The sequence below is a fragment of the Phyllobacterium sp. YR620 genome (assembly GCF_900104165.1).
Taxonomy (GTDB): Bacteria; Pseudomonadota; Alphaproteobacteria; order Rhizobiales; family Rhizobiaceae; genus Phyllobacterium; species Phyllobacterium pellucidum.
This window is the reverse complement of record NZ_FNJP01000002.1, coordinates 422634-449633: the sequence shown is the minus strand read 5'-3', so window position 1 is coordinate 449633 and position 27000 is coordinate 422634. Positions and strand designations below refer to the sequence as shown.

Genomic DNA, 27000 nt, shown 5'->3' with positions numbered 1-27000 from the left:
TCGGAAATCAGCTTTGCAGGCGCCGGCAAACCTCATCGAGTTGCTCCAGCGTCGTGTAATGAATGCGCACGTCGCCGCCCTTGTTCTGATGATTGACCGTCACGCGCATGCCGGTCACATCGGAAAGCAGCTTTTCCAACGCCCGTGTATCCGCGTCCTTTTCGCTGTCGCGCTCGGCCCTCGGCTTCGGTGTCGGCGACTCGCCGCCGCTTTGCGCCAAAGCCTCGGCCTGGCGCACCGAAAGCCCATCGCGCACGATCTTGTCCGCTAGTGCGCCTGGGTTTTCTGCAGTAATAAGCGTACGCGCATGGCCGGCGGAGAGCGCGCCATTGGTGATCATGTCGCGTACCGGCTCCGGCAATTTCAAGAGGCGCAGCGTATTGGCGACATGGCTGCGGCTCTTGCCGATCACTTGCGCAAGATCAGCTTGAGTATACTCGTGATCGTCTATAAGTTGTTGATATCCCATGCCTTCTTCGATCGGATTGAGATCGGCGCGCTGGACGTTCTCGATGATCGCCAACTCAAGCGCAACGCGATCATTAACCTCGCGAATGATCACGGGGATCGATGCCACCCCGGCGCGCTGCGCCGCACGCCAGCGGCGTTCTCCGGCAATGAGTTCATAATGATCGGGCGAACCGCTGACGGGACGCACGACAACCGGCTGGACGATGCCATGTTTACGGATCGACTGTGTCAGATCCTCAAGATCGCCTTCCGTGAAAAGCCGGCGCGGATTGCGTGGGTTGCGCGTTATGAATTCGATCGGAATGTTTCGGTCCTGCGACGCCACCGGATGCGATGCGCTTTCCTCGGGAACGCGGTCCATTTCGCCGATAAGCGCCGCAAGTCCACGGCCAAGGCGCTTTTTCGAGAGATCTTCATTCATAGTCGTCAACTTTCATAATCATTTCGTCTTCGAATCGATATTCAGGCCGCGCGTAGATGGCGTTCGCGCTGGATGACTTCCGATGCAAGCTGAAGGTATGCCTGGCTGCCAGCACATTTCAAATCATACAGGATAGCCGGGATACCATAAGACGGCGCTTCGGAAACGCGAACATTGCGAGGAATTACGGTTCGATAGACCTTGTCCCCCATGAACGAGCGAACATCGTCAACCACCTGCGTCGCCAGATTGTTGCGGCCGTCATACATGGTGAGGACAATGCCCTGTATATTCAGCTGCGGGTTAAGCGAAGCACGAACCTGGCTGACAGTTTCCAAGAGTTGACTGAGCCCTTCGAGCGCAAAGAATTCACACTGCAAAGGCACCAAGACCGAATCTGCAACGGCCATGGCGTTCATCGTCAAGAGATTCAGGGACGGCGGACAATCGATCAAGATATAGGAATATGGCGAGGCGGCCGGGTTGCCACGAAAGGCCTTGCGCAACCGCGTAGCCCGGTCCGCAGCGTTGGCGATTTCCATTTCGACACCAAGAAGATCGAGTGTCGATGGAATCAAAGACAAATTCGGAACTGCTGTCGCAACCGCAGCGTCCTCCACCGATGCCGTCTGCATAAGTACATCATACGAGGAAACGTCGCGATTTTTGCGATCGATACCAAGCCCGGTGCTAGCATTGCCCTGTGGATCAAGATCGACCACCAGGACGTTCTCGCCGATAGCTGCCAAGGCCGTCGCCAGATTGATTGCGGTGGTTGTCTTGCCAACCCCGCCTTTCTGATTGGCTATGGTAATGATGCGAGTCTGACTGTTCATCACTATCTTCCTGAGCAGAAACCGTATTCCAGGGGCGGACGAAGCGCGCGTCAGACGCGAGGTTCGGTGGGTCGCAGATTGCTGATCTGCAAGATGACCGAATCTTTGTCGACCGCACTTCGGTGTTCTACCAGATCGAAGACCCAATCGTCACGGGTTTCCGCGATTTCTCGCTGGTAATCCCGTCCTTTTTGAAAAAGCGCTGTTGCACCGCCTCTGAGCCACGGGCCGGCTAGAACGAAAAGGTCGCTTAAAGATGCAAGCGCACGAGCCGTCACAATATCCGGCGTCGCGATCCTGCTCCATACATTGTCTATCCGCGCTGCGTGAACGATCCCGGGTGCCTTAAACTGCCCGATCGCAGTCCGCAAGAACGCCGCCTTCTTGCCGTTGCTCTCAACCAGGTCAATTTTTCCGCCATGACGTTCTTTAAGAAGAATCGCGATCACAACGCCTGGAAAGCCCCCGCCCGACCCCAGATCCAGCCACGTCTTCGCATTAGGCGCGAGATTGAATAGCTGCGCGCTATCGATAATGTGACGATCCCACAGCTGATCAAGCGTAGATGGGGAGGCGAGATTGATCGCCTTTGACCATTTGCGGAATAGGTCTTCAAACCCGACAAGATTATCCACTGTTTCACGTGAAACAGTGGATAACACTTTTCTTAGACTTGCTTCGCGCCGATCACTCACGCGACGTCTCGAGTGCCCGTTGTCACCTTGCGTATCTGGGTAATAATCAAGGCGAGGGCAGCCGGTGTCATCCCGTCAATGCGCTGGGCTTCCGCGATCGACCGAGGCTGTCGCTGTTTCAGCTTTTGCTTCAATTCGTTCGAAAGTCCGGAGGTCGTTGCAAAGTCAACGGACGCAGGAATCATTAGCGCTTCCTCTCGCTCCATTGCCGCAACGTCCGCCTTCTGGCGGTCGAGATAGACAGCGTACTGCGCTTCGATCTCCAGCGCCTCGGCAATGCGCGGATTAAGCCCACCAAGCTCGGGCCAAATCCGCTTGATGCGACCAAGATCAATATCCGAAAATGCCAACAGCTCGTAGGCCGACCGGCGAATGCCATCGCGGTTGAGATGAAGATCATGAGCCGCGGCAGCGTTTGGTGTAATCGTGAGGCTCTGAGCAAGTTCACGCGCCGAATCGAGGTCGCGGGTCCGTGCTGCAAAGCGCGCGCGACGCGCAGCACCCAGAATGCCCAGCTTCTCAGCCACCGGCGTCAAGCGCTCGTCGGCATTGTCAGCACGGAGCGACAGCCGGAATTCTGCACGGGAGGTAAACATTCGATAGGGTTCGCTCACACCGCGGGAAGCCAGATCATCGACCATTACACCAATATAGGCTTCTGTCCGCTGCAGAATAATCGGGTCACCGGCACCTGCCAGGCGTGCCGCATTCAAGCCCGCTAGCAGACCTTGAGCAGCAGCTTCTTCGTAACCCGTAGTCCCATTGATCTGCCCTGCCAGAAACAGGCCGCCGATGCGCCGCGTCTGTAAAGCCCGGTCAAGTTCGCGCGGATCGATAAAGTCATATTCGATCGCATAGCCCGGCTGTAGCATTGTGGCGTGCTCAAGCCCGGGGATCGTCTTCAAGATATCGATCTGTACCTCTTCAGGCAACGACGTCGAAATACCGTTTGGATAGACTGTGTGGTCTTCCAAACCCTCCGGCTCCAGGAAAATCTGATGCCCGTCGCGATCGCCGAATTTGACGATTTTGTCTTCGACCGATGGACAATAGCGCGGACCAATCCCTTCGATCGAACCTGAGTACATCGCCGAGCGATGCAGGTTCGCTCGAATGATGTCGTGAGTCCTGAGCGTCGTCCGGGTGATGCCACAATCAATCTGCGGGTTAGTGATGGCATCCGTCATCAGCGAGAAGGGTAGGGGCTCTTCATCCGCTGACTGGACATCCAGTCCGTCCCAGTCAATGGTTCTACCGTCCAATCGTGGTGGCGTGCCCGTCTTGAGCCGACCCAGCGCAAACTCGTGACGCATGAGTGTATCGGAGAGTCCCAGAGCCGGCGCTTCGCCCATTCGGCCCGCCGGTATCTTCTTCTCACCGATGTGGATGAGACCGCGTAGAAAAGTTCCAGTCGTAAGCACGACGGCGCCGCAAGAGAGCACGCGCCCGTCCATGAGTTGAACACCACTGACTTTACCGTCAGCGATAATCAGGTCATTGGCTCCGCCCTCGACCACGTCCAGATTTGGCTGCTCGGCGATGGCTTGCTGCATTGCCAGACGGTAGAGCTTGCGGTCGGCCTGCGTTCTCGGTCCGCGCACCGCAGGGCCTTTGCGGCGGTTGAGCAATCTGAACTGAATACCTGCAGCATCCGCCACACGGCCCATCAAGCCATCAAGAGCATCGATCTCTCGGACGAGGTGGCCCTTACCCAAGCCGCCGATGGCGGGATTGCAGGACATAACTCCAATTGTATCCGCGCGATGTGTTACCAGCGCGGTTTTCGCGCCAAAGCGCGCGGAAGCAGCCGCGGCCTCGCAGCCGGCGTGGCCACCACCGATGACGATGACATCATAGACGTCTTGCACGATACATTGCTTTCAGAGATTCGAATCCTTGCCTTGATGGGCAAAACTCAACGTGGAGTCAAGTATGGGCAGCTAAACAATGTTTCACGTGAAACATCCCGTCTCTGAAAGCCTCGCTTGACTCGATGTTTCACGTGAATCATTTGCCGATGCAGAACTGCGAGAAGACGACATCAAGTATATCCTCAACATCGACATGGCCCGTAATTCTTCCCAGCGCGAAGGAAGCGCGTCGCAAAAACTCGGCCCGCACTTCGAGAGGCGCATTGTTTTGCGTGACGGCCATTTCAAGTTCGTGGCTCGTTTCCGCAAGAAGCTCGAGATGACGTCGGCGCGTGGGCAACGGATCACTCAAATTGCCCGCAGCCTCGGCGGCGCGTTTAGCGAGGATCGCGAGCAGCGCTTCAAGTCCATCATTGTCTCGTACGGAAATCACCAGATCGCAGTCATCCCGTTTATAGGCCGGGTTCAGGTCGAACTTGGTGCCAACGCGCAGCAAGGCCGCGTTATCGACATCTCCCGGGAAGTCGGCGGCAGCATTGGAAAGATCGACCAGCGCGACCACTAGGTCGGCGGCCGCGGCGCGTTCTCGTGCACGATTAATTCCGATTCGTTCGACTTTTCCCTCCGTGTCACGCAAGCCTGCCGTGTCCGTCACGAGGACCGGAAGGCCTCCGAGGTCAAGTTTGATCTCAATTAAGTCGCGTGTTGTTCCAGGCTCGTCGGAGACGATGGCGACATCGCTTCCCGCAAGCGCATTGAGCAGACTTGACTTACCTGCGTTCGGCTCTCCTACTATGACCACACGGAAGCCGTCGCGAACAAGAACGCCTCGCTTGCCGTCTGCCACGTGCTTGCTAATCCTTTGGCCGAGTTCGTTAAGATCGGTCCACACCTGATCCGACAGTGAGCCGGGGACGTCCGCCTCGTCGGCGAAGTCGAGTTCGGCCTCAATGAAGGCGCGCGCGCGAATGAGTTCCTGGCGCCAACCCGAGTAAAGGGCCGCTTGCGCTCCCGAGGCGATCTGCAAGGCGAGCCTCCGCTGCACCTCGGTCTCGGCAGCAATAAGGTCCGCCAGCCCTTCGGCAACCGTCAGATCGAATTTGCCGTTTGCGTAGGCGCGCTTGGTAAACTCGCCGGCCTCGGCCATCCGACAACCCTCAAAGGAGTACAAGAACGTAATCATTGCGTCGACGACCGCCTTGCCGCCGTGCAGATGAAATTCCCCGCACTCCTCACCGGTGAAACTCCTCGGAGGCGGAAAATAGATAATAAGGCCTCGGTCGATAGGATTACCGTCACCATCAACGAATGTTCTCAGCGCAGCCACGCGTGGCGCTGGCAACTTACCGCAGATTGTTTCGATAACGAATCGAGTCTTTGGTCCAGACAGGCGGATGACCGCGACACCTGAAGGCAGTCTGCCACTAGAAAGTGCGAATATAGTCTCGCCGGAGACGCTCTGTTTCATTTTAATCATCCGTACTAGAATGTCTCAATAGCCATTCAAGGCTTCTTCGAAAAGGCTGCAGCGAAGATGACTGAGCAACGAAACCTACTTGGCCAGGAATCAAGCCCTTACCTGCGTCAGCACGCCACGAATCCTGTCCATTGGCGGGCGTGGGGTCCTGCTGCACTCGCCGAGGCACGGGATGTGCAAAAGCCTATCCTGCTATCTGTGGGTTATGCCGCTTGCCACTGGTGCCACGTTATGGCCCACGAGTGTTTCGAAGACACCGAGGTGGCGACTCTGATGAACGAGCTTTTTGTCAACGTCAAGGTCGACCGCGAGGAGCGACCCGACATCGACCAAATCTATATGGCCGCGCTCGGCGCTATGGGCGAACAGGGCGGGTGGCCCCTGACGATGTTTCTAACGCCGGAAGCAAAGCCTTTCTGGGGCGGCACCTATTTTCCGAAGCATTCACGCTATGGCAAGCCCGGCTTTCTCGATGTCCTGCGCCTGATCAGCAAGGTGTGGCATGAAGACAGGATTCGCGTCGAACAAAACGTTCAGGCTCTAGTGAATCATGTCAGCAGTCGCCTTGATGCGCGTGCGGAGCCGTCAAAACTTGATGCAGCACTCTTTGATCAATTCGCCAACAATGTCTTCGAAATGATGGACCTCGAGAAAGGCGGCATTGCCGGTGCGCCCAAGTTTCCGAGTGCGCCGTTCATGGATGCTTTATGGCTGTCCTGGCTGCGTACGAGTGCGAAGACCCATCGCGACGCCTTTTTGACCAGCCTGCATATGATGCTGCAGGGAGGAATCTACGATCACCTGGGCGGAGGACTGTCGCGTTACTCGGTGGACGAGAACTGGCTCGTGCCGCATTTCGAAAAGATGCTTTACGACAATGCACAGATGATCCGCCATGCAACCTGGGCATATGCGGCGACGGGCGAAGAATTGTTTCGTCAACGAATCGAAGAGACGGTGGCGTGGCTGGAACGAGAAATGCGTATCGATGGTAGGTTTGCTTCAAGCCTCGATGCAGATAGTGAGGGCGAAGAAGGCCGCTTCTATGTGTGGTCGAGCAAAGAGGTGCCGGGCGCCGCGGATTTCGAAACCTTCCGGCAAATCTACGATGTGAGCGAAGGCGGTAACTGGGAGGGTAAAAATATCCTTAACAGATTGCGAACGCCTCGATTGGGCAGTGCCCAAGAAGAGGCAGATCTCGCTCGCCAACGGCGCAAGCTTTTTGAGTTACGCGAGGCAAGGCCGAGACCTGGCCGGGACGACAAGGCACTAACCGACTGGAATGGCCTTGCCATTCGTGCGCTTGCCGAAGCTTCGGCTCTATTTGATCGCCCGGATTGGCAGACGCTTGCGATTGAAACCTATCGTTCCGTTGCCGAATCGATGGTTGAGGACCGTCTTCCTCACTCAGTCTTGGGAACTTCGCGCCAATTTCCGGGATTGTCGTCCGACTACGCGGCCATGATGAATGCCGCGCTTTCATTGTATCAGGTAACGCGACAGCACACCTTTATCGTCGATGCTCGCCATTGGCTGGCTGCGCTTGATGATTGGTATCTGGCTCCGGACGGCGGATATGCCCTGACCGCTTCCGATAGTGGCGACGTTATCATCCGCGTACGCGGGGACCAGGATGAGGCCATACCAAGCGCGACTGGCCAGATCATCGAGGCCATGGCGCGTCTTGCCACGCTATCCAACGACGACCAGCTGCGCGAACGAACTGAGCGGATGACGGAAGGCGCAATCGGCCGTGTGCTGCACCAGCGTTTCGGCCAGGCCGGGGTTCTCAACAGCGCCAGCCTGCTGCTCGAGCCCATGAAACTCGTCATCGTGACGCCAAGCCTCGATGATCCCCTGGTGGAGACTGCACGGCGTTCTCCCGATCCCCGGCGCAGCGATATCTGGATTGAATTCACCGAAGGCAAGAAGGTCGAACTCATAGGCGGCGGTGGCGACGTCACGATAGAAAAACCCGCAGCCTATCTTTGCCGCGGGTTTGTATGCCTTGCACCTGTAACCTCTGCCGAAGCGCTGTCTGCACTGCTTAGACCGGGCAGCTAGGTTATGTATTCATCGAGTCGAAGAACTCGCCATTGGTCTTGGTCTGCTTGAGCTTGTCGATGAGGAATTCGATCGCGTCGGTCGTTCCCATCGGCGCCAGGATACGGCGCAGAACGAAGATCTTTTGAAGATCCTGGCGCGGAACGAGAAGGTCTTCCTTGCGCGTGCCGGACTTCAGAATGTCCATCGCCGGGAAAATACGCTTGTCGGCGACCTTGCGGTCGAGCACGATTTCCGAGTTGCCGGTACCCTTGAATTCTTCAAAGATAACTTCGTCCATGCGGCTGCCGGTATCGATCAGGGCCGTCGCGATGATTGTCAACGAACCGCCTTCTTCGATATTGCGGGCCGCGCCAAAGAAGCGTTTCGGACGCTGCAAGGCGTTGGCATCGACACCGCCGGTCAGAACCTTACCCGATGACGGCACAACCGTATTGTAGGCGCGTCCGAGGCGGGTGATGGAATCGAGGAGGATAACCACGTCGCGTCCGTGCTCAACCAGACGCTTGGCTTTCTCGATCACCATTTCGGCGACCTGAACGTGGCGCGAGGCCGGCTCGTCGAATGTCGATGATACAACTTCGCCCTTTACCGAACGCTGCATGTCCGTGACTTCTTCCGGACGCTCGTCGATGAGAAGGACGATGAGGTAGCATTCTGGATGATTGGCGGTAATGGAATGAGCAATGTTCTGGAGCAGAACAGTCTTACCCGTACGCGGCGGTGCAACGATGAGACCGCGCTGGCCTTTGCCGAGCGGCGCGACGAGATCGATCACGCGCGCCGAAAGATCCTTGGTCGTCGGATTTTCCAACTCCATCTTGAAGCGCTCGTTCGGATAGAGCGGCGTCAGGTTGTCGAAGTGGATCTTGTGGCGGATCTTCTCGGGGTCTTCGAAATTGATCGTATTGACCTTGAGCAGCGCAAAATAACGCTCGCCTTCCTTCGGGCCGCGAATGGGACCCTCGACCGTATCGCCGGTCTTCAGCGAAAACCGCCGTATCTGCGACGGCGAGATATATATGTCGTCTGGACCTGGGAGGTAGTTGGCGTTGGCGGACCGCATAAAGCCAAATCCGTCCTGCAAGATTTCGACGACGCCTTCGCCGATGATCTCGACTTCTTGCGAAGCCAGCTTTTTCAGTATCGCAAACATCAATTCCTGTTTGCGCATGACGCTGGCATTTTCCACCTCAAGCGACTCCGCAAAGGCGAGAAGGTCAACCGCCGTCTTGTTCTTGAGTTCTTGTAGTTTCATTTCCTGCATGTGTGGCGGAACTCTTAATTCTAATGTTGAGAAATGGGAAAGGGAAATGACGATGCCCAAACGCAGTGCCAGAAAAAAGATTTGGCTGAAGATGCTGTGGCGGTATTTCCGGAGAGGAGGCCCCTATCTAGCTAATCCAGCCAGCAAGGGCAAGTGATTTCGTGATTGGTTTTGATGCTAGATTAGCAGTTTCTGTGATCAATCAAAATGGCTTTATGATGACCATGATGACGATAATGACCATGAGAAGTGTCGGAACTTCGTTCATCAACCGCCAGAAGCGCTGCGATTTAACATTTCGGTCCTCGGCAAACATCTTTACCGACTTCGAAAAGTATCCATGGACGCCTGAAAGAATGAGAACGGCCAGAAACTTGACGTGGAACCAGCCATCCATATAGGCCGCACTCTTCCAGGCGAGCCATAGGCCCGCAACCCACGTTGCCCCCATTGCGGGGTTGATGATTGCCTTAAGCAGCCGTCGTTCCATGAGCTTGAAGGTCTCGGACTCGCTCGACCCCGGCTGAACCGCGCAATGATAGACAAACAGGCGTGGAAGATAGAGCATCCCGGCCATCCATGAAATCACGGCGATGACATGGACAGCCTTCACCCATAAATAGGCATCGTCAGGATAGAAAACAACCAGGACAACCAGGCACAGCGCAACAGCCGCGACGATCACACGCGGAAGAAGTGGAACATTACTGGAGTTGGTCTCAGCTGAACCCGAATTACTCATCGATCGAACCCCGTATTCGCCATATCAGGGCCGCGGAGACGCGAGGCGCACGCGGTTGATCATCTGCTCCACATGCGCGACAGGAGCATCCGGCGTAATGCCGTGACCGAGATTGAAAATCAGCGGGCCATGTCCCAAAGCTCCGAGAATTGCATCGACACCATCGTCGAGCGGTTTGCCGCCGGCAACGACCCGTAAGGGATCGAGGTTACCCTGAACCGGACCACTACCCTGCAAGGATGACGCCATGGAAAGCGGCACAGACCAATCAAGGCCCAGTGCTGTAACGCCGGTTCGCTCGCGATAATTGGCGTAAAGTGCGCCTGCGCCCTTTGGAAAGCCGATGATCGGCACAGTCGGATGAACAGCCCGAACCTTCTCCACGATCCCCGCTACCGGAGCGATGCAGAATTGCTCGAACGACGCTTCGTCGAGAACACCTGCCCAGGAATCGAAGATTTGCACTGCATCGGCGCCGGCCCCAATTTGCCTGATGAGATATTCGGCTGAGACATCGGCAAGCTCGTCCAGCAATTTCTGAAATGCATCGGGATGGCGATAGGCGAAAAGACGGGCCGGCGCCTGGTCCGGCGTACCGTGTCCGGCGATCATATAGGTCGCAACGGTCCAGGGCGCCCCGCAGAAGCCGAGCAGCGTCGTCTCGTTAGGCAGCTGCTGGCGCAGAAGCCGAACGGTCTCGTAGACCGGCTCCAGGCGATCGGCGGCCCCTCCCGATTCAAGCCAGAATATTCCATCGACATCGATCGGCGTCATCAACGGACCGCGACCTTCTTCAAAACGAAGATCACGACCCAGTGCATGCGGCACGACGAGAATATCGGAAAACAGAATTGCCGCATCAAAGCCAAACCGACGGATCGGCTGCATGGTCACTTCGACGGCAAGGTCGGGTGAATAGCAAAGGTCGAGAAAGCTTCCCGCGTTCTTTCTGACTTCCCGGTATTCAGGCAGATAGCGCCCGGCCTGGCGCATCATCCAGATCGGAGGAGGGAAGACAGTCTCGCCTCCAAGGACTTTCATCACTTTGCGAACCATCGTTCTCTCCACCCTGTTCTATAAAAAAGAAATTCAGATCTATTTTGGATTTTTTGATTCTTAGAGTCTGTTTGTACTGGGAATTACCCGAATGCCAGAACTTTCCCACAGCTAACAATTGAACGATTAGTCCGGGATAGCCAAACAGATTCTAGAAGGTTTTGTAAGGACTGTCGATTTTATAAATATAATTCAATGAGTTATGTTGAGGGTAGCTGTGGAAATTCCTGTGAAGAAATGGCGGACAAGCATGGAGAGGTTTTGAGTTTCCCCAGAGTGCCGCAGCCCTGCGAAGCGACGCCCACAGGCGTGCCCGCTGTGGATGACTTGCCAAGAATTCACATGGCTGCCATCTGTTGTGGCAGGCGAGACGTTTTATCCCCAGCCATCAACAGAGCGTGGAAATTCCTGTGACGAAACCGGTAAACTACTTCCATCTCCACATGATTTCTGATGCGACCGGAGAGACTCTCATCGCCGCTGGCCGAGCGGCCTCGGCGCAATATGCCCATGCGCGGGCGATCGAACACATTTATCCGCTGATACGCACGGAAAAGCAGATCCGCCGCGTGCTCGACAGCATAGATGCCGAGCCCGGAATCGTTCTTTATACGATTATCGATCAACGCCTTGCGGCGATGATCCACGACGGCTGTGTGGCGCTGGGCGTGCCCTGCGTCTCGGTGCTGGAACCCGTTCTCGGAATATTTCAATCTTATCTGGGCACGCCGGCGGGGCGACGCGTCGGCGCACAACATGTCCTCAACGCCGAGTATTTCCGCCGCATCGATGCGTTGAACTTCACCATGGAGCACGATGACGGCCAATTGCCGCTCGACATGGAGGAAGCGGATGTCGTCCTCATCGGCATTTCCCGCACGTCGAAAACGCCCACAAGCATTTATCTCGCAAATCGCGGCATCAAGACGGTTAATGTACCGATCGTCGTTGGCGTTCCCATACCCGATGTTCTTGTTCGCTCGCAAAGGCCGCTGGTCGTTGGACTTGTCGCATCTGCCGAACGGATATCGCAGGTGCGCCAGCACCGGGTGCTCGGCGCTTCGCAGAATTTCGATGCCGAGCAGTACCTCGATCGCGCCAACATCATCGAGGAATTGACCTATGCGAGGCAGATATGCCATCGCCACAACTGGCCGATGATAGATGTATCGCGCCGCTCGATCGAAGAAACCGCAGCCGCGGTCCTTGCCCTTCGGGCAGAGGGGCGATAACGCAGCCATCAGCAATCACGAGGATGACGCCATGGATATTATCCTAGCCTCCAAGAGCCCGTTCCGCGCAACGCTCTTGAAAAACGCCGGCATCAGCTTCACGGCGCAAGCAGCGAATATCGAAGAGCGCGCGGTGGAAGCGCCGCTTTACGACACCGGCGCAACACCCGAAGATGTCGCGCTTGTCCTCGCCGAAGCCAAGGCGCTCGATGTAAGCGAACGCAATCCCGGGGCCTTGGTCATCGGGTCGGATCAAACCTTGTCCCTTGGCGATGAGGTGCTGCACAAACCTGCCGATATGGAAGCTGCCCGCCGGCAATTGCTCAAGCTTTCAGGCCAGACCCATCATCTGAACAGCGCTGTGGTCCTTGCGAGGGATGGAAAGACCTTGTGGCGACACGTATCTGTCGCGCGAATGACGGTGCGCGATCTCGACCCGGGCTTTATCGGACGTTACCTCTCCCGTGCCGGTGAGATTGCCCTGCAAAGTGTCGGTGCCTATCAGATCGAGGGCGAGGGCGTGCAATTGTTCGAAAAGGTTGACGGCGACTATTTCACCATTGTCGGCCTGCCCTTGCTGCCGTTGCTTGTGGAACTGCGACGGGAAGGTGCCATCGATGGCTGACGCACTACATGCCTTTGTTGCTGGTTATCCCATTCGCCATTCGCGCTCGCCGCTCATCCATGGCTCTTGGCTGAAGACCCATGGAATTGTGGGTACCTACCGGGCGATTGAAGTTGCGCCTGATAGTTTCGCGAACTTCGTCACCGGGATGCGGCAGGCCGGTTTGGTCGGCGGCAATATTACCCTTCCGCACAAGGAAGCAGCCTTCGCTCTCGCCGATAGGCTCGATGCCGCTGCAGAGGAGATTGGGGCGGTCAACACGCTTTGGTTCCGCGACGGCGCGCTTTGGGGCGGGAATGCGGATGCCTATGGCTTTGCGGCAAATCTCGACGCTTATAGCCCGGGCTGGGATAAGGGCAGGAGCGCACTTGTTCTCGGCGCGGGCGGCGCCAGCCGCGCCATTGTCTATGCGTTGAAGCAGCGCGGCTTCAGCGATATCCGCATTGTCAATCGTACCATTGGCCGTGCGCAGGAACTTGCCGACCGATTTGGCAAAGGCGTTAGCGCTCATTCCTGGGCCGCGGTGCCCGAACTGACACGGGATGCCGATCTCATCGTGAATACGACTTCGCTCGGCATGGAAGGCAAGGATGCGCTGGAGATTGATCTTGCACGTGCCAAACCCAACGCCCTGGTCACCGATATCGTTTACGTTCCGCTCGAAACACCGCTGCTGCACGCCGCACGCGCTTGCGGATTGAGGACCGTCGATGGGCTCGGCATGCTGTTGCATCAGGCGGTACCCGGCTTCGAACACTGGTTCGGGAAACGGCCGGAAGTAACCGCTGAATTGCGCGACCTTGTGCTCGCGGACATGGCAAAGCGATGATCGTGCTTGGGCTCACCGGATCGATCGGCATGGGCAAATCTACCGCGGCGCAGATGTTCATGGATGCGGGAATTCCGGTACATTCGGCCGATGATGCCGTGCACAGGCTTTACTCCGGCGTCGCCGTGCCCCTGATCGAAGACGCGTTCCCTGGAACGACGGCGGGCGGCACGGTTGATCGCACGAAGCTCTCGTCGGCCGTTGTCGGCAATCCCGAAGCGTTGAAGCGGCTCGAGGCAATCATCCACCCGCTCGTTCGCGACGAAGAAATCAGGTTTCGCGATGAGGCGAGGGAGCGCGGGGAAAAGTTGATTGTCCTCGACATTCCGCTGCTGTTCGAAACTGGCGGCGAAAAGCGCGTAGACAAGGTTCTCGTCGTTTCTGCGCCGGAAGAGGTGCAACGCCAACGCGTCCTCGATCGGCCGGGCATGACGCCGGAAAAGCTCGAAGCAATCCTGGCGCGACAAATGCCCGACGCAGAAAAGAGAAGGCGGGCGGATTTCGTCGTCGACACGCGTTACGATTTTGCTATCACGCGCGCCGCAGTCAACAAGATCATCGCGGCGTTGATCGCTGAGGCGTGAGCCCTCGTTCGTTGAAAAGGGGATACTGACAATCCGGACTTGCCCCACGCGCTGGTTTCATGGAACGTGGGCAAAAAAGGTGAGTCGATGCGCGAGATCATTTTCGATACGGAAACAACCGGCCTTGACCGGCTGGAGGACCGCGTCATCGAAATTGGCGGCGTCGAACTGATCAACCGGTTTCCGACGGGCCGTACGTTCCACGTCTTTATCAATCCTGAAGGCAAGGCTGTTCACGCCGATGCGCTGGCGGTTCATGGCATCAGTAACGACAAGCTGCTCGACAAGCCGCTCTTTGCCGGCATCCTGCATGACTTCCTGGATTTCATCGACGGCGCCAAGCTGATCGCGCATAACGCGATGTTCGACATCGGCTTTATCAATACCGAGCTCAATCGGCTTGGTCATCCCCCCATCCATACGGACCGGGTCGTTGATACGCTAGCGCTCGCTCGCCGCAAGCATCCGATGGGTCCAAATTCGCTAGACGCGCTCTGCCGGCGCTATGGCATCGACAACAGCCACCGCAAGATGCACGGCGCGCTTCTCGATTCGCAACTGCTCGCCGAAGTCTATATCGAACTTATCGGCGGCAAACAGGCGGCGCTCGGTTTGACCATCGCCGAACACGGTGACAGCGGCCGCACGGGCGGCGAGTCTCGCGTGATCCTGATTTCGCCGCGCCCTGTGCCGCTGAAGCCGCGCCTGACCGAGGCTGAAATATCCGCCCATGCACAACTCGTCGCAAAGATCGGCGAAAAGGCTATCTGGAACGAACGCGTCGCCGTTCACCAATAAAAAAACCCGGGACCAGCCCGGGTTCTTCTCAAATCCAACGTATTCGGCTCAACTGACCTTGGCCTTGGCCTGTTCCTCGGCCATGCGCTGCTGAAACATCTGCGCGAAATCGATCGGATCGATCATCAGTGGCGGGAAACCGCCGTTGCGGGTGGCTTCCGCAATGATCTGGCGCGCAAACGGGAAGAGAAGGCGTGGGCATTCAATGAAGAGCAGCGGCAGCAAATGCTCCTGCGGAAAACCGACGAGACGGAAGACGCCGCCATAGACGAGTTCGGCATTGAAGAGGACTTCCTTGCCTTCGCCGGCCTTGGCCGAAAGTGTCAGAACGACGTCAAAATCATTCTCGGCAATCGGGTTGGCATTGACGTTCACGTTGATGCTGATCCCGGGGGCCTTGTCGCGCGGACGCAGCGAAAGCGGAGCGCCGGGGCTCTCGAACGAAAGGTCCTTCACATATTGAGCCAGAATGTTCAGCGTCTGCTGCTGGCTCGTACCATTCCCATTGGTCACTTCGTTGCCGTTTTCGGCATTCTCGTCAGGCTTTTGAGCCATTGTCTGGAAACCTTCTTTTGTTGCGTCCGCTTCGGCGGTTATCGATTTGGATGTGGCTCGCTAGCATGTGTGCCTTAACGAGGCAAGCCGCGACCTCTAATCCTATAGTTCCAGCAGCCTAAGCCCATAGCCGCAAAACTCTCTGCCTCAAGGTTTCGGGTTCCACGGCGAATCGGGGTCCGGCTTCCTTGAAAAATCCTCCGGATTAAGATCGATCACCCTGTCCCTCGGACCCGGAGCATCCGAACGCGGCGACCGTCGCATACCGGGCTTGACGACGACGATGCGGTCCTTGACCAGCCGCCAGCCGACATCCCGCACTGCCGGAATGAACAGAAGCAGGCCAACGATATCGGTAATGAATCCGGGGACGATCAGGAGGAAGGCCGCGACGATCAACATGACACCGTGAACGAGTTCGCGCCCGGGTGTGCGACCGGCAGCCGTCTCGGACCGAATGCGCTGGATCAGACCGAAGCCCTGGACACGCAGAAGGAAGACGCCAAGAAAGATCGACAGGATCACGAGGCCCAGCGTCGCTAGCACGCCGATCTTGCTGCCGACGATGACAAATCCGGCAATCTCCAGGAACGGCAGGGCGAGCAGGAGCAGGGGAACGAAAAGCGATCGCAAAACTAATTTACCTTTCAAAGGACATATGGGGATATTATCCATTCCCCGCGTCGATTTCATGCCTATATAGGCAAGCAAGATGAGCATTTGTATGATTGCCATTGGCAATCTATATGAATTTGGTATTTCGGCAGAAGATCGAAGACCCTAACGAACGCTGGGATGAGTGGCAGGCGACATGGAATATCTGGACTTTGGAACGATTTTCTTCTTCGTGGCGGCGGTGGTGATCTTCCTCCAGCTGCGCAAGGTCCTTGGCCGGCGGACCGGCAACGAGCGCCCTCCGTTCAATCCCTATACCCGAACAGCCGAGGTCGATGACAAGTCCAAGCCGAGCGACAACGTTGTTTCGCTGCCGCGTCGCGGCGAAGTGAAGGAAAGCAGCTTCGAAAAGGTCGATGCTGTTGCCAAGCCGGGTACGCCGCTCAATGACGGATTGCGGGCGATTCAAAATGCCGATCCCACATTCGAGCCGGCAAAATTCCTCGACGGGTCGAAGATGGCCTATGAAATGATCGTCATGTCCTTTGCCGATGGCGATCGCAAGACGCTGAAGTCGCTCCTGTCGCGGGAAGTCTTCGACGGTTTCGTCGCTGCAATAGCCGATCGGGAGTCGCGCGGCGAAAAGGTTCAGTCGTCCTTCGTTGGCATCAACAAGGCTGATATTATCGGCGCCGAGATGAAGGGCACGGAATCGCACGTGACTGTGCGCATTGTCAGCGAACTGATCTCCGCAACGCTCGACAAGAACGGTACGGTCATCGACGGCGACAAAGAAGCGGTTGCCGAGGTGAAGGATGTCTGGACTTTCGCCCGCGACACGCGTTCGAAGGACCCGAACTGGAAGCTCGTGGCGACCGAAGCGGAAGACTAATCAGCGATTGAGAAAAAGCCATGCTGTCGCCCCTGTTCAAGCCGGTGGATTTTGCAGACTGCCCCGGTTGGCAAGACGATCACCACCTTCCCGCTTTCGAAGCCTTCCGGCGCTCCGCGCAGCATGTACTGGAAAAGCCCTACAAGAGCGGCTCCCTTGGCATAAGTTTTGAAGCGCTAGCGCCGATTTTTGCTGATTCACGTGAAACACCGGTGGAGACCGACGTGGCAGCGCGGCAGTTCTTCGAGCGCTGGTTCAGGCCGGCCCTTGTCCGGCCGGCGGATGCCGAGGATGGATTTGTAACGGGCTTCTACGAGCCAGAGGTAGTGGCTTCGCCCGTACGTACCGATCGTTTCACCGTCCCTTTTCTCGGCCGCCCGGCCGATCTCGTCGATGTCAATGACAGCAATCGACCGCAAGGCTTCGATCCTTATTTCGCCTTTGCGCGTAAAACGCCCGAAGGCTTGACCGAATATTTCGACCGACCGGCAATCGAGAGGGGTGCGCTCGCCGGCCAGGGTCTCGAGATCGCCTTTGTGGAAAGCCCGGTTGACGCCTTCTTCATTCACGTCCAGGGCGCCGCTCGCCTGAAGATGACCGATGGCCGCCTCCGGCGGATCACCTATGCTGCGAAAACGGGGCAAAGGTTTACCGGTATCGGCAGGATTCTCCTCGAAAGCGGAGAAGTTCCGGCTGAAAAAATGTCGATGCAGGCTATCCGCGCCTGGCTGGCGGCAAATCCGGACAAGGCCCAGGCACTTATGTGGAACAATCGTTCCTACATCTTTTTCCGCGAGGCCGATGTCGAAGATGAAACGCTTGGCCCTGTCGCCGCAGCCAAAGTGCCGTTGACCAACGGCCGCTCGCTCGCCGTTGACCGCTTGCTTCATACATTTGGCACGCCGTTCTATATAAATGCGCCGGACTTGAAGGCGTTTGGCGGCGACGGCTTTGCCCGTTTGATGATTGCACAGGACACCGGCTCGGCAATTGTCGGCCCGGCCCGGGGCGATCTTTTTGCCGGATCGGGCGACGCGGCCGGCGAAATCGCCGGCGGCATCCGCAACCGTGCCGATTTTTATGCGCTGGTACCCCGTTCGCTGCCGGCCGCGGCGCGATGAGGAAGCGTCCGCAGGATGGATTCGCCACGCTTGAAGACCGGATCCTCTGGGAGACGGTGGCAAAGACCGCGCGGCCGTTGAAGGGCAAGACCCAGCCGCTCTTTCTCAGCGACGACCCAGAGAAGGAAGCCATCCATCCGTCCGCGCCGGCGAATACAAAGCTGACAGCCATCGGCGCTGCTGCTCCAAAAGCGCCGCCGCCGCATCGTCTGCATCCGATCGACCGTCCGACGCACAAGAAGATCGCGCGCGGGCGCGTCGACATAGAGGCGAGGATCGATCTCCATGGCCTGACGCAAAGCGAGGCATATGGGCTGCTGCTCGGATTTCTGCAAAGGGCGCATTTGCGCAAGCTGCGCTACGTGCTGGTCATTACCGGCAAGGGTTCTTCATTCGGAAGCGACGGCGTGCTGAAGCAAGCTGTGCCACTATGGTTTGCGACGCCGTCGTTCCGCCCGCTGGTCAACGGCTATGAGGACGCGGCCCGCAACCATGGCGGCAGCGGCGCAATCTATGTGCGCATGCGCCGCCTGAGCGATGCGCCATGACGCCGTTCGGGAAAAAACTTCGCGATCTCCGGGGCGAGCGGGGAATCTCGCAAAAGGAAATGGCGAAGGCGATCGGCGTCTCGGCTGCCTACCTTTCGGCACTCGAGCACGGCAATCGTGGCCAACCGACCTGGGACAAGCTGCAGCGCATCATCCAGTACTTCAACATCATCTGGGACGAGGCGGAGGAATTGCAGCGGCTCGCGATGATTTCGGACCCGCGCGTCACCATCGATACCGGCGGTCTTTCGCCGGCAGCGACAGAGCTTGCCAACCTGCTGGCGATTATCATTGCCGATATGGATGATGCGACCGCCCGCGAACTGATCGAGCGATTGAAAACCGTGCCGAAACGCTGAACCCGTAGTCTAGAACAATGCCCGCAGCTGATCGATTTTCTCGTTCACCAGCCAGCCATAATAATTTTCGGCCGGAAACTCAGGCGCCTGGCCATTGGCGATACGCGCGGCGTTGCCGTCGGCTAGCGCGCGGGCGCGTGCATCGGCACCGCCTGTATTGTACAGCGTCGCGGTGACGCCGGGATTCTTGGAAATGTCGAAATCGGCAACGCGGCGGTAGACTTCGATGGAGTGCTTCAGCGTCGCCGCCATGTAGGGCAACGTCAGATCGGGATCCATGATGGTCTTGTAGACCTCGGCCGCGTGGTCGGCATCGAGCTTGGGCAGGCCCGAATACCGATTGACCATATCGGTCATCTGCAATGCGACCAGCGGGCTAAGCTGACCGAGGCCGAAACTCTGGCCGGCATAGAAGGGCTGAAAGAACACAGTGCTGAAACGGTTGTCGGGGAAGCGCTTGCCGCCTACCGTCTTGCCGCGAAAATCATGGTCCCAAACGTCCTCCCGGCAGGTCCACAAACGTAAGCTGTCCTTGAACTGCGCGCATTCCGAAAATTGCGGGCGCTTGACGAAAGTCCCGATGGTCTCGCCTTGATAGTCGAATGCGAGGCCCTGCTGCACGTAGGAAATCGCCTTGACGTAGTAGGTTTGCAGGCGGTCATAGGCGTCGACATTATAGGTGTGCTCGCCGATCAATGCGCCGGCAATATGGACCGGATCGATGCCATAGGTTCGGGCAACGCTGGCGATCTTCGAGCGCAGTTTGGAGTCCGTTTTTAGAAGATTGTAGATCTTCTGGTACTTGGCTTCGTAGGTCGTGTTGAGATCGCGGGTGCGCTTTGCCGATGCAGCCGGAACGCCAGGCTGGCTCGCATTGCGATTTCCTTCCGGAACGACTGTCACGGCTGTCGCCGTCGGCATGGCCGCAAAAAGCGCGAGCGCAAGGCTCGTCGTGAGGCAGATCAGGTGGTTTCTCATAGCGGTCCAGAATTCCGTCGGGCGTTCCAAATAGCCTCTTGCTCACGCGAAAGCCAGAAAAACCTCATCGTCAGCGCTTACCCCAAAAGAAAAATGCCTCCCCTTCTAGCAGGGAGGCATTGATTCGCATTGCAAAATGCGCCGCTGTCGCACTTGCGGGAAACTAAAGAATGAAGCGCGAAAGATCGCTATTCTTGGCAAGGTCCCCGACGGTCTCGCGGACATATTTGGCGTCGATCGTGTGTTCGGTCCCGGCTTTGTCCGGAGCCGAGAACGAAATCTCGTCAAGGACACGCTCCATGACGGTCTGCAGCCGCCGCGCCCCGATGTTCTCCACGGTAGAATTGAGGTCCACCGCGATATCGGCGAGCGCGTCGATGGCATCGTCCGTAATGTTGAGCGTCACGCCTTCCGTTTCCATCAATGCGATATACTGCTTCAGGAGGCTAGCCTCCGGCTCGGTCAGGATCTGGCGCATGTCATCGCGCGAAAGCGCGCTGAGCTCGACCCGGATCGGCAGACGTCCCTGCAATTCCGGCAAGAGGTCCGAGGGCTTTGCGACATGGAAAGCGCCCGAGGCGATGAACAGGATATGGTCGGTCTTGATCGGTCCATATTTGGTCGCAACAGTTGTGCCCTCGACGAGCGGCAGCAGATCGCGCTGCACGCCTTCGCGGGAAACGCCCGCCCCGACGCCGCCGTCACGTGCGGCGATCTTGTCGATCTCGTCGAGGAAGACGATACCGTCATCCTCTGCCGAACGCATTGCTTCCTTGGTGATCTGTTCCTGGTCGAGCAGCTTGTCCGACTCGTCATTGATTAGGACGCCGTAGGAATCCTTGACCGTGGTCTTCACAGTCTTGGTGCGACCGCCCATGGCCTTGCCAAGCATGTCGCTGAGGTTAAGCACGCCGATATTGGCGCCGGGCATGCCCGGCAGTTCAAAATTCGGCATGCCCGAGCCGGTTTCGGCGACCTCGACCTCGATTTCTTTGTCATCGATCAGGCCGTCGCGAAGCTTCTTGCGAAAGGAGTCGCGCGTTGCCGGGCTTGCCGTCTTGCCAACAAGGGCATCAAGGACCCGCTCTTCGGCGTTGACGTGAGCGCGAGCCTTCACTTCTTCGCGCTTCTTCTCACGCACAAGGCCGATTGCGACCTCGACGAGATCACGGATGATCTGTTCCACGTCGCGGCCGACATAGCCGACTTCGGTAAATTTCGTGGCCTCGACCTTGATGAACGGTGCGCCGGCGAGCTTGGCAAGGCGGCGCGAGATTTCGGTTTTGCCGACGCCTGTCGGTCCGATCATCAGGATGTTCTTGGGCATGACTTCTTCGCGCATCTGGCCCTCGAGCTGCTGGCGGCGCCAGCGGTTACGCAGGGCGATGGCAACGGCGCGTTTTGCGTCCTTCTGGCCGATGATGTAGCGATCGAGCTCAGAGACGATTTCACGGGGAGAAAATGTTGTCATTGTATTCTCGTTTCATCTGAAGAAAGTTCAGGATTGTCGCGCGCCATCATGAGGGCGGGACCATAGATGGTTGTGCGGGTGTCGAAAGCGATAAAGCCTGCTTTCTTGTAAGCTTTGACCGCGTGGGCGTTGGCCGGATCGGGATCGACGATCACCCGGGGCACGCCCTCTTCGAACAGGAGCGATACGAATTCGTCGAGGAGCCTCGGCCCATGGCCCTGTCCGATCAGGTCGGGCTCGCCGATGAACTGGTCGAGACCGAGCGTTCCCGTCGGCTGATCCTGATAGGGATGATCGTCCTCCAGATGCGGATCATAAGTCTGCAGATAGCCGATCGCTTCGTCGCCAAGCATGATGATGAAGGGTTCCACCGAAACGCTGTCCATGCTTTCCATGATCAAGGCCATTTCTTCATCGGGGCTCTTGCCCCACCACTTCGCCACATGCGGTTCCGCCAGCCACTCCATGATCATGTTGAGGTGGCGCGGCTCAACCGGAATGAAGCGGTAGTGATAGTGTGGCTCATTCGGCATCGAGACTCTCGAGGGTAACGCTCGTATTGGTGAAAACGCAGATATCCGCGGCGATCTGCATGGCCTTGCGGGCAATTTCCTCGGCGCCAAGATCGGTGTCCGCAAGCGCGCGCGCTGCTGCGAGGGCGTAATTGCCACCTGAACCGATGGCCATGACGCCGAATTCCGGCTCCAGCACATCGCCTGTTCCTGTGAGAGCCAGCGTAACCGATTTGTCGGCGACAAGCATCATCGCCTCGAGGCGGCGCAGATAGCGGTCGGTTCGCCAGTCCTTGGCGAGCTCGACGCAGGCGCGCATCAGCTGGTCGGGATATTGTTCAAGCTTGCTCTCAAGCCGTTCGAGCAGGGTAAAGGCGTCTGCAGTGGCACCAGCAAATCCGGCAATGACATTGCCCTTGCCGATGCGGCGCACCTTGCGTGCATTGCCCTTCATGACCGTGTTGCCGAGGCTGACCTGTCCGTCACCGGCAATGACGACCTTGCCGTTCTTGCGAACCGTAACGATGGTCGTGCCATACATGGTGGAGGGATTGTGTTCTTGCATTGGGTTCTCCTTCAAGCAGGTCCGATTATGCTCCAATTGGCAGCAGACCGAACCCCTTCTGTGCCACTTATGTATGACGCGGCCGCCGAAATGCAAATGCTGCCGGAATTAGCGCCCATCAAAGCATTTGGAGATTCGCCGCCCATGTTCTAGAAGGCCACAATTGAAAGCCAGCTTGCAGCACCATGTGGCGGGAAAACAGTAGATGAGCAGCCCTAACAAACGCACGGCAAAGATCGAGCGGATCACTAAGGAAACCTCGATTGCCGTATCGGTTAATCTGGACGGTACCGGCACGTTCAACGTCGCAACGGGTGTCGGCTTCTTTGATCACATGCTGGAACAGCTCTCGCGCCATTCCCTGATCGACATGGACATCAAGGCGAATGGCGATCTTCACATCGACGATCACCACACGGTGGAGGATACGGGCATTGCCATCGGCCAGGCGATCGCCAAGGCTCTCGGCGACCGGCGCGGGATCAATCGCTATGCCTCGCTCGACCTTGCAATGGACGAGACCTTGACCCGAGCGGCGCTTGACGTTTCGGGCAGGCCGTTCCTCGTGTGGCAAGTCGAGTTCTCGGCCCCGAAGATCGGCACATTCGATACGGAGCTTGTTCGCGAGTTCTTCCAGGCCCTGTCGCAGAATGCCGGCATCACCTTGCACGTAACGAATCTTTACGGTGCCAACAACCATCATATCGCCGAAACCTGTTTCAAGGCGGTGGCACGAACGTTACGTAACGCGATCGAGACCGATCCCAGGCAGAAGGACGCGATCCCTTCCACCAAGGGTACGCTCAACGGCTAGCGGAGGTTTGGGTCATGGCGAGCTACCTGGTATTGACACCGCGACCGGACAATGGCGGGCACAATGAGGACAAGACCGTTTTCATCCGCGATGGCTTTGCGTTTCTCGCGCTCATCCTGCCTTTTGTCTGGCTGCTCTTTCACAAATTATGGTTCGAGGCGGCCATCGTGCTTGCGGCCGGTGTCGCGAGTTCGGCGGTCGGCAGCTATACGGGCCACGGTGGCGCCGCCGGGCTGATCGGACTACTGGTATCGCTGCTTGTTGGGCTGGAGGCGAACCATTGGCGCGCGGCGGCTCTCGAGCGCCGCGGCTTCGAACTTGCCGGCGTCGTCGATGCGCACAACGCAAGCGACGCCGAAACGATCTGGTTTCTCGGAACAGAACGTTTCCGTCCGGTGCTCCCGGCTAAAAATCCCGTCCCGACCTCCGATACGCCGGTTTTCGCGGCGGCGCCGCGTCCGGCACCGCTCGGCGGAATGGTCGGGCTCGTCAGCCATCGCGGAGAGAATTGAGCATGCGCGTTGCCATCATCGACTATGGCTCCGGCAATCTCCGCTCGGCCACGAAGGCATTCGAGCGGGCATCGCGCGAAGCCGGAATAGATGCGGAGATCGAACTCACAGCCGACGCTGATCGGGTGCTGGGCGCCGACCGCATCGTCCTGCCGGGCGTAGGCGCCTATGCCGATTGTCTCAAAGGGCTTGATGCCGTTCCCGGCATGGTCGAGGCGATCCATGAGGTGGTGATGGACAAGGCGCGACCCTTCCTTGGCATTTGCGTCGGCATGCAGCTCATGTCGTCGCGCGGGCTGGAGAAGACGATCTCCGTCGGGTTCGACTGGATCAAGGGTGATGTACGCGAAATGGTCCCTTCTGATCCGGCGCTGAAAATCCCGCAAATTGGCTGGAACACCATCTGCCTGACGCGTCCGCATCCGCTCTTCGACGGAATCAGGACGGGGCCGGAAGGCCTTCACGCCTATTTCGTTCATTCCTATTTTCTCGATGCGGAGCTTGAAAACGACGTGATCGCCGTTACCGACTACGGCGGCAGCGTGACGGCCGCTGTTGCCAACGACAATATGGCGGGGACGCAGTTTCATCCGGAAAAGAGCCAGGCGCTCGGCCTGGCTCTCATCGCCAATTTTTTAAAATGGAAACCCTAGTTGACCCGGTGTCTCGTGGTTGTCGTTCATGTCGCGTTTTTGCACTACACGCCGTCTTGGCGTATGAGGCTGAGGGTCGATGTCAACGGCTAGATGCGGAGCTTCTACTTTGAACTCTTCATAAGCGTCGAGCCGACTACCGACGTTGCGCGTTTCCATCCAGACTTCGTAGAATCTAAATGTGTTCTGCCCATAGCGACCAATGAGCGACTGGACAGATTCACCCCTCCACCTCGCCTTCCATATGTCCTTGGCTTGCTTATCTGTAAAGTATGACATTCATTTCTCCTTGGGAGGAAATGAGGTGTCGACCAATCAAGGATATGTTGACGTATCAAAAGCTTTATGCTTTTTGCGCCTAGTAGGTAATACCCTATCGCCCACGACACCTCACGTTGTACTGGGCTAAAAAAGCCGGGGCGGAATCCCGGCTTTTTGTCTTAGTGATTCCGACTCTTAGATTTTTCGAAGTTTAGAGTCCAGCGCGTTGCAGGCGTAAGTCCACGATGAATGTTCAATATCTGTTCTTTTTGTGGACGTGAGGGCAAAATGATCCTGTTTCCGGCAATCGATCTCAAAGACGGGCAATGCGTGCGCTTGAGGCTCGGCGATATGGAGCAGGCGACCGTTTACAATACGGACCCGGCGGCGCAGGCCAAGGAATTCGAGGACCAGGGCTTCGAGTGGTTGCACGTCGTTGACCTCAACGGCGCCTTTGCTGGCGAATCCGTCAACGGCGCGGCGGTCGAAGCGATCCTCAAGGCGACCAAAAATCCCGTGCAGCTTGGCGGCGGCATCCGCACCATCGCGCACATTGAGGCGTGGCTGGCAAAGGGCCTGGCCCGTGTCATTCTCGGCACTGTCGCCGTTCGCGATCCCGCACTGGTTATCGAAGCCTGCAAGGCGTTTCCCGGCAAGATTGCTGTCGGCATCGATGCCAAGGGCGGCAAGGTGGCGGTCGAAGGCTGGGCGGAAGCATCGACGCTTGGCGTGATTGAACTTGCGCAGAAGTTCGAGGGTGCGGGCGTTGCCGCGATCATCTACACGGACATCGATCGCGACGGCGTTCTGGCCGGCATCAATTGGGAATCGACGCTGCAACTGGCCGAAGCAGTTTCCATCCCAGTCATCGCTTCGGGCGGACTTGCCTCGATCGCCGATATCGTGCGCATGACCATGCCCGATGCCGCCCGGCTCGAAGGCGCGATTTCCGGGCGTGCACTGTATGACGGCCGTATTGATCCGGCGGAAGCGCTGACGGTGCTTCGGCAAGCACGGGAGCGCGCCGCATGACCCTTAAAGCCCGGGTTATTCCCTGCCTCGACGTCAAGGACGGACGCGTGGTCAAGGGCGTCAATTTTGTCGATCTGATCGACGCCGGCGATCCGGTGGAGGCAGCCAAGGCCTATGACGCGGCGGGCGCCGATGAGCTTTGCTTTCTCGACATCACCGCCTCGTCGGACAATCGCGAGACGATTTTCGATGTGGTGGCTCGCACGGCCGAGCAGTGCTTCATGCCGCTGACGGTGGGCGGCGGCGTGCGCACCGTTGCCGACATCCGCAAGCTGCTGCTTGCCGGGGCCGACAAGGTTTCGATCAACACAGCCGCTGTCAAGAATCCCGAATTCATTGCCGAGGCGGCTGACAAGTTCGGCAATCAATGCATTGTCGTTGCCATCGACGCAAAGAAAGTATCAGGCAAAGGCGAGGCGGACCGCTGGGAGATCTTCACCCACGGCGGCAGGAATGCCACGGGCATTGATGCGGTGGACTTTGCCCGAAGAGTCGTCGATCTCGGCGCCGGCGAAATTCTGTTGACCTCGATGGATCGGGATGGCTCGAAGATCGGCTACGACATTCCGGTGACGCGCGCCACCGCCGATGCGGTCAAGGTTCCCGTCATCGCATCGGGAGGGGTCGGCAATCTCGACCATATGGTCGAAGGCATACGCGAAGGTCATGCCTCCGCCGTTCTTGCAGCATCCATTTTCCACTTCGGCACGTATTCGATTGGCGAAGCCAAGGCCCACATGGCCGCAGCGGGTATTCCGATGCGCCTTGATCCCATCCGCTGAGTTGGAGACGACCCATGAGCTCATTTACCCTTAGTGACCTCGAACGCATTGTCGCAGAGCGTGCGGCCTCCGCCGATGCCGGATCCTATACGGCAAGCCTCTACGCCAAGGGCATAGGCAAGGCCAGCCAGAAGCTTGGTGAAGAGGCGGTAGAAACCGTGATCGCGGCTGTCTCCGGCGATGCAAAGGGGATTGTTTCGGAGAGTGCTGATTTGCTCTATCATCTTGTCGTTGTTCTTGGAATCTCGGGCATCAAGCTTGAAGACGTGCTTGCCGAACTCGAACGGCGGACGGCGCAAACCGGGCTTGAGGAAAAAGCCGCGCGCGGGCAGGGTTGATCGTGTTCCGGTCTTCGACGAGCG

Annotated in this window: 30 protein-coding genes; 16 read left to right on the top strand and 14 right to left on the bottom strand. The window is 57.7% G+C overall.

Going from position 1 to position 27000, the window contains the following annotated elements; all coding sequences use genetic code 11:
* Window positions 1-7: 7 nt before the first annotated feature.
* The 5 genes from BLR72_RS08935 to mnmE all read right to left on the bottom strand — a co-directional run bounded on the left by BLR72_RS08935 (window position 8) and on the right by mnmE (window position 5762).
* Window positions 8-892 carry a ParB/RepB/Spo0J family partition protein gene (locus BLR72_RS08935; RefSeq protein WP_091947479.1) on the bottom strand — a complete coding sequence of 295 codons (885 nt, stop codon included), beginning with the start codon at window positions 890-892 and terminating at the stop codon, window positions 8-10.
* A gap of 41 nt (window positions 893-933) precedes the next feature.
* Window positions 934-1728 (bottom strand): ParA family protein, encoded by a 795-nt coding sequence (locus BLR72_RS08930; protein ID WP_153666943.1) that lies wholly within the window; start codon window positions 1726-1728, stop codon window positions 934-936.
* A gap of 50 nt (window positions 1729-1778) precedes the next feature.
* Complete coding sequence (rsmG, locus tag BLR72_RS08925; RefSeq protein WP_091947476.1) at window positions 1779-2423, bottom strand: 16S rRNA (guanine(527)-N(7))-methyltransferase RsmG; 645 nt, start codon at window positions 2421-2423, stop codon at window positions 1779-1781.
* Window positions 2420-4291: a tRNA uridine-5-carboxymethylaminomethyl(34) synthesis enzyme MnmG gene (mnmG, locus tag BLR72_RS08920; protein ID WP_091947473.1), complete on the bottom strand. Its 1872-nt coding sequence runs from the start codon at window positions 4289-4291 to the stop codon at window positions 2420-2422. Before mnmG ends, rsmG begins: the two co-directional genes overlap by 4 nt.
* Window positions 4292-4430: 139 nt before the next feature.
* Window positions 4431-5762, bottom strand: a complete 1332-nt coding sequence (gene mnmE / locus BLR72_RS08915; protein WP_091947472.1) for a tRNA uridine-5-carboxymethylaminomethyl(34) synthesis GTPase MnmE — start codon at window positions 5760-5762, stop codon at window positions 4431-4433.
* A 66-nt stretch (window positions 5763-5828) separates the two neighbouring features.
* Here mnmE and BLR72_RS08910 point away from each other — a divergent pair, with 66 nt between their 5' ends.
* Entirely contained in the window at window positions 5829-7835 is a 2007-nt protein-coding gene (locus BLR72_RS08910; protein ID WP_091947469.1) for a thioredoxin domain-containing protein, read from the top strand.
* Between the two features lies 1 nt (window position 7836).
* Here BLR72_RS08910 and rho read toward each other — a convergent pair whose 3' ends face one another.
* The 3 genes from rho to hemE form a co-directional block, all read right to left on the bottom strand.
* Window positions 7837-9102 (bottom strand): transcription termination factor Rho, encoded by a 1266-nt coding sequence (gene rho / locus BLR72_RS08905; protein WP_027230937.1) that lies wholly within the window; start codon window positions 9100-9102, stop codon window positions 7837-7839.
* Between the two features lie 202 nt (window positions 9103-9304).
* The gene (hemJ, locus tag BLR72_RS08900; protein WP_091947466.1) at window positions 9305-9844 is read right to left on the bottom strand and encodes a protoporphyrinogen oxidase HemJ; all 540 of its coding nucleotides are present in this window, start codon (window positions 9842-9844) and stop codon (window positions 9305-9307) included.
* 24 nt (window positions 9845-9868) lie between these two features.
* On the bottom strand, window positions 9869-10900 hold the full coding sequence (gene hemE / locus BLR72_RS08895; RefSeq protein WP_091947464.1) for a uroporphyrinogen decarboxylase: 1032 nt from the start codon (window positions 10898-10900) through the stop codon (window positions 9869-9871).
* Window positions 10901-11310: 410 nt separating this feature from the next.
* Here hemE and BLR72_RS08890 point away from each other — a divergent pair, with 410 nt between their 5' ends.
* From BLR72_RS08890 to dnaQ, 5 genes are all read left to right on the top strand, one after another.
* Window positions 11311-12132 carry a pyruvate, water dikinase regulatory protein gene (locus BLR72_RS08890; RefSeq protein WP_027230934.1) on the top strand — a complete coding sequence of 274 codons (822 nt, stop codon included), beginning with the start codon at window positions 11311-11313 and terminating at the stop codon, window positions 12130-12132.
* A gap of 31 nt (window positions 12133-12163) precedes the next feature.
* Window positions 12164-12757, top strand: coding sequence for a Maf-like protein (locus BLR72_RS08885; protein ID WP_091947461.1), 594 nt, complete (start codon window positions 12164-12166; stop codon window positions 12755-12757).
* Window positions 12750-13586 (top strand): shikimate dehydrogenase, encoded by an 837-nt coding sequence (locus tag BLR72_RS08880; protein ID WP_091947459.1) that lies wholly within the window; start codon window positions 12750-12752, stop codon window positions 13584-13586. Before BLR72_RS08885 ends, BLR72_RS08880 begins: the two co-directional genes overlap by 8 nt.
* Window positions 13583-14170 (top strand): dephospho-CoA kinase, encoded by a 588-nt coding sequence (gene coaE, locus BLR72_RS08875; RefSeq protein ID WP_027230931.1) that lies wholly within the window; start codon window positions 13583-13585, stop codon window positions 14168-14170. The genes BLR72_RS08880 and coaE overlap by 4 nt, the downstream gene beginning before the upstream one ends.
* Before the next feature lie 87 nt (window positions 14171-14257).
* Window positions 14258-14968, top strand: coding sequence for a DNA polymerase III subunit epsilon (dnaQ, locus tag BLR72_RS08870; RefSeq protein WP_091947456.1), 711 nt, complete (start codon window positions 14258-14260; stop codon window positions 14966-14968).
* 48 nt (window positions 14969-15016) lie between these two features.
* Here the strand turns inward: dnaQ and secB are convergent, their stop codons facing one another.
* On the bottom strand, window positions 15017-15523 hold the full coding sequence (secB, locus tag BLR72_RS08865) for a protein-export chaperone SecB (protein WP_091947454.1): 507 nt from the start codon (window positions 15521-15523) through the stop codon (window positions 15017-15019).
* Window positions 15524-15670: 147 nt separating this feature from the next.
* A complete protein-coding gene (locus tag BLR72_RS08860; RefSeq protein ID WP_244506663.1) occupies window positions 15671-16156 on the bottom strand; it encodes an FxsA family protein in 486 nt (161 codons plus the stop codon).
* Between the two features lie 178 nt (window positions 16157-16334).
* Between BLR72_RS08860 and BLR72_RS08855 the strand changes: the two genes are divergently transcribed.
* From BLR72_RS08855 to BLR72_RS08840, 4 genes are read left to right on the top strand one after another with little or no spacing between them, the layout of a single operon-like run.
* Window positions 16335-17030, top strand: coding sequence for a Tim44/TimA family putative adaptor protein (locus tag BLR72_RS08855; protein ID WP_027230927.1), 696 nt, complete (start codon window positions 16335-16337; stop codon window positions 17028-17030).
* 20 nt (window positions 17031-17050) lie between these two features.
* Window positions 17051-18151, top strand: a complete 1101-nt coding sequence (locus tag BLR72_RS08850; protein WP_091947451.1) for a murein transglycosylase A — start codon at window positions 17051-17053, stop codon at window positions 18149-18151.
* Window positions 18148-18699 carry a Smr/MutS family protein gene (locus BLR72_RS08845; protein WP_091920735.1) on the top strand — a complete coding sequence of 184 codons (552 nt, stop codon included), beginning with the start codon at window positions 18148-18150 and terminating at the stop codon, window positions 18697-18699. Before BLR72_RS08850 ends, BLR72_RS08845 begins: the two co-directional genes overlap by 4 nt.
* The gene (locus tag BLR72_RS08840; protein ID WP_091947448.1) at window positions 18696-19058 is read left to right on the top strand and encodes a helix-turn-helix domain-containing protein; all 363 of its coding nucleotides are present in this window, start codon (window positions 18696-18698) and stop codon (window positions 19056-19058) included. The genes BLR72_RS08845 and BLR72_RS08840 overlap by 4 nt, the downstream gene beginning before the upstream one ends.
* A 9-nt stretch (window positions 19059-19067) precedes the next feature.
* On the opposite strand, the gene BLR72_RS08835 is transcribed toward BLR72_RS08840, so the two are convergent.
* From BLR72_RS08835 to hslV, 4 genes are all read right to left on the bottom strand, one after another.
* Window positions 19068-20036, bottom strand: a complete 969-nt coding sequence (locus tag BLR72_RS08835) for a DUF1402 family protein (protein WP_091947446.1) — start codon at window positions 20034-20036, stop codon at window positions 19068-19070.
* A gap of 163 nt (window positions 20037-20199) precedes the next feature.
* Complete coding sequence (gene hslU / locus BLR72_RS08830) at window positions 20200-21507, bottom strand: ATP-dependent protease ATPase subunit HslU (RefSeq protein WP_027230922.1); 1308 nt, start codon at window positions 21505-21507, stop codon at window positions 20200-20202.
* Window positions 21504-22040 (bottom strand): GNAT family N-acetyltransferase, encoded by a 537-nt coding sequence (locus tag BLR72_RS08825; RefSeq protein ID WP_091947444.1) that lies wholly within the window; start codon window positions 22038-22040, stop codon window positions 21504-21506. Before BLR72_RS08825 ends, hslU begins: the two co-directional genes overlap by 4 nt.
* A complete protein-coding gene (gene hslV, locus BLR72_RS08820) occupies window positions 22030-22584 on the bottom strand; it encodes an ATP-dependent protease subunit HslV (RefSeq protein WP_027230920.1) in 555 nt (184 codons plus the stop codon). The genes BLR72_RS08825 and hslV overlap by 11 nt, the downstream gene beginning before the upstream one ends.
* Before the next feature lie 205 nt (window positions 22585-22789).
* Here hslV and hisB point away from each other — a divergent pair, with 205 nt between their 5' ends.
* The 6 genes from hisB (at window position 22790) to BLR72_RS08785 (ending at window position 26976) form a co-directional block, all read left to right on the top strand.
* Window positions 22790-23398 carry an imidazoleglycerol-phosphate dehydratase HisB gene (gene hisB, locus BLR72_RS08815; protein ID WP_091947442.1) on the top strand — a complete coding sequence of 203 codons (609 nt, stop codon included), beginning with the start codon at window positions 22790-22792 and terminating at the stop codon, window positions 23396-23398.
* Between the two features lie 14 nt (window positions 23399-23412).
* Entirely contained in the window at window positions 23413-23910 is a 498-nt protein-coding gene (locus BLR72_RS08810; protein WP_091947439.1) for a DUF2628 domain-containing protein, read from the top strand.
* Between the two features lie 2 nt (window positions 23911-23912).
* A complete protein-coding gene (gene hisH / locus BLR72_RS08805; protein WP_091947436.1) occupies window positions 23913-24563 on the top strand; it encodes an imidazole glycerol phosphate synthase subunit HisH in 651 nt (216 codons plus the stop codon).
* A gap of 549 nt (window positions 24564-25112) precedes the next feature.
* Window positions 25113-25856, top strand: coding sequence for a 1-(5-phosphoribosyl)-5-[(5-phosphoribosylamino)methylideneamino]imidazole-4-carboxamide isomerase (gene hisA / locus BLR72_RS08795; protein WP_091947429.1), 744 nt, complete (start codon window positions 25113-25115; stop codon window positions 25854-25856).
* Entirely contained in the window at window positions 25853-26638 is a 786-nt protein-coding gene (gene hisF, locus BLR72_RS08790; RefSeq protein WP_091947426.1) for an imidazole glycerol phosphate synthase subunit HisF, read from the top strand. Before hisA ends, hisF begins: the two co-directional genes overlap by 4 nt.
* A 14-nt stretch (window positions 26639-26652) precedes the next feature.
* A complete protein-coding gene (locus tag BLR72_RS08785) occupies window positions 26653-26976 on the top strand; it encodes a phosphoribosyl-ATP diphosphatase (RefSeq protein ID WP_091920702.1) in 324 nt (107 codons plus the stop codon).
* Window positions 26977-27000 lie beyond the last annotated feature (24 nt).

What these genes read in the sequence shown, in the direction of transcription:
- BLR72_RS08935 (WP_091947479.1), bottom strand. Translation starts at nt 892, where the DNA reads ATGAATGAAGATCTCTCGAAAAAGCGCCTTGGCCGTGGACTTGCGGCG.
- BLR72_RS08930 (WP_153666943.1), bottom strand. Translation starts at nt 1,728, where the DNA reads ATGAACAGTCAGACTCGCATCATTACCATAGCCAATCAGAAAGGCGGG.
- mnmE (WP_091947472.1), bottom strand. Translation starts at nt 5,762, where the DNA reads ATGAAACAGAGCGTCTCCGGCGAGACTATATTCGCACTTTCTAGTGGC.
- BLR72_RS08910 (WP_091947469.1), top strand. Translation starts at nt 5,829, where the DNA reads ATGACTGAGCAACGAAACCTACTTGGCCAGGAATCAAGCCCTTACCTG.
- rho (WP_027230937.1), bottom strand. Translation starts at nt 9,102, where the DNA reads ATGCAGGAAATGAAACTACAAGAACTCAAGAACAAGACGGCGGTTGAC.
- hemJ (WP_091947466.1), bottom strand. Translation starts at nt 9,844, where the DNA reads ATGAGTAATTCGGGTTCAGCTGAGACCAACTCCAGTAATGTTCCACTT.
- hemE (WP_091947464.1), bottom strand. Translation starts at nt 10,900, where the DNA reads ATGGTTCGCAAAGTGATGAAAGTCCTTGGAGGCGAGACTGTCTTCCCT.
- BLR72_RS08885 (WP_091947461.1), top strand. Translation starts at nt 12,164, where the DNA reads ATGGATATTATCCTAGCCTCCAAGAGCCCGTTCCGCGCAACGCTCTTG.
- BLR72_RS08880 (WP_091947459.1), top strand. Translation starts at nt 12,750, where the DNA reads ATGGCTGACGCACTACATGCCTTTGTTGCTGGTTATCCCATTCGCCAT.
- coaE (WP_027230931.1), top strand. Translation starts at nt 13,583, where the DNA reads ATGATCGTGCTTGGGCTCACCGGATCGATCGGCATGGGCAAATCTACC.
- dnaQ (WP_091947456.1), top strand. Translation starts at nt 14,258, where the DNA reads ATGCGCGAGATCATTTTCGATACGGAAACAACCGGCCTTGACCGGCTG.
- secB (WP_091947454.1), bottom strand. Translation starts at nt 15,523, where the DNA reads ATGGCTCAAAAGCCTGACGAGAATGCCGAAAACGGCAACGAAGTGACC.
- BLR72_RS08855 (WP_027230927.1), top strand. Translation starts at nt 16,335, where the DNA reads ATGGAATATCTGGACTTTGGAACGATTTTCTTCTTCGTGGCGGCGGTG.
- BLR72_RS08850 (WP_091947451.1), top strand. Translation starts at nt 17,051, where the DNA reads ATGCTGTCGCCCCTGTTCAAGCCGGTGGATTTTGCAGACTGCCCCGGT.
- BLR72_RS08845 (WP_091920735.1), top strand. Translation starts at nt 18,148, where the DNA reads ATGAGGAAGCGTCCGCAGGATGGATTCGCCACGCTTGAAGACCGGATC.
- BLR72_RS08840 (WP_091947448.1), top strand. Translation starts at nt 18,696, where the DNA reads ATGACGCCGTTCGGGAAAAAACTTCGCGATCTCCGGGGCGAGCGGGGA.
- BLR72_RS08835 (WP_091947446.1), bottom strand. Translation starts at nt 20,036, where the DNA reads ATGAGAAACCACCTGATCTGCCTCACGACGAGCCTTGCGCTCGCGCTT.
- hslU (WP_027230922.1), bottom strand. Translation starts at nt 21,507, where the DNA reads ATGACAACATTTTCTCCCCGTGAAATCGTCTCTGAGCTCGATCGCTAC.
- BLR72_RS08825 (WP_091947444.1), bottom strand. Translation starts at nt 22,040, where the DNA reads ATGCCGAATGAGCCACACTATCACTACCGCTTCATTCCGGTTGAGCCG.
- hslV (WP_027230920.1), bottom strand. Translation starts at nt 22,584, where the DNA reads ATGCAAGAACACAATCCCTCCACCATGTATGGCACGACCATCGTTACG.
- hisB (WP_091947442.1), top strand. Translation starts at nt 22,790, where the DNA reads ATGAGCAGCCCTAACAAACGCACGGCAAAGATCGAGCGGATCACTAAG.
- BLR72_RS08810 (WP_091947439.1), top strand. Translation starts at nt 23,413, where the DNA reads ATGGCGAGCTACCTGGTATTGACACCGCGACCGGACAATGGCGGGCAC.
- hisH (WP_091947436.1), top strand. Translation starts at nt 23,913, where the DNA reads ATGCGCGTTGCCATCATCGACTATGGCTCCGGCAATCTCCGCTCGGCC.
- hisA (WP_091947429.1), top strand. Translation starts at nt 25,113, where the DNA reads ATGATCCTGTTTCCGGCAATCGATCTCAAAGACGGGCAATGCGTGCGC.
- hisF (WP_091947426.1), top strand. Translation starts at nt 25,853, where the DNA reads ATGACCCTTAAAGCCCGGGTTATTCCCTGCCTCGACGTCAAGGACGGA.
- BLR72_RS08785 (WP_091920702.1), top strand. Translation starts at nt 26,653, where the DNA reads ATGAGCTCATTTACCCTTAGTGACCTCGAACGCATTGTCGCAGAGCGT.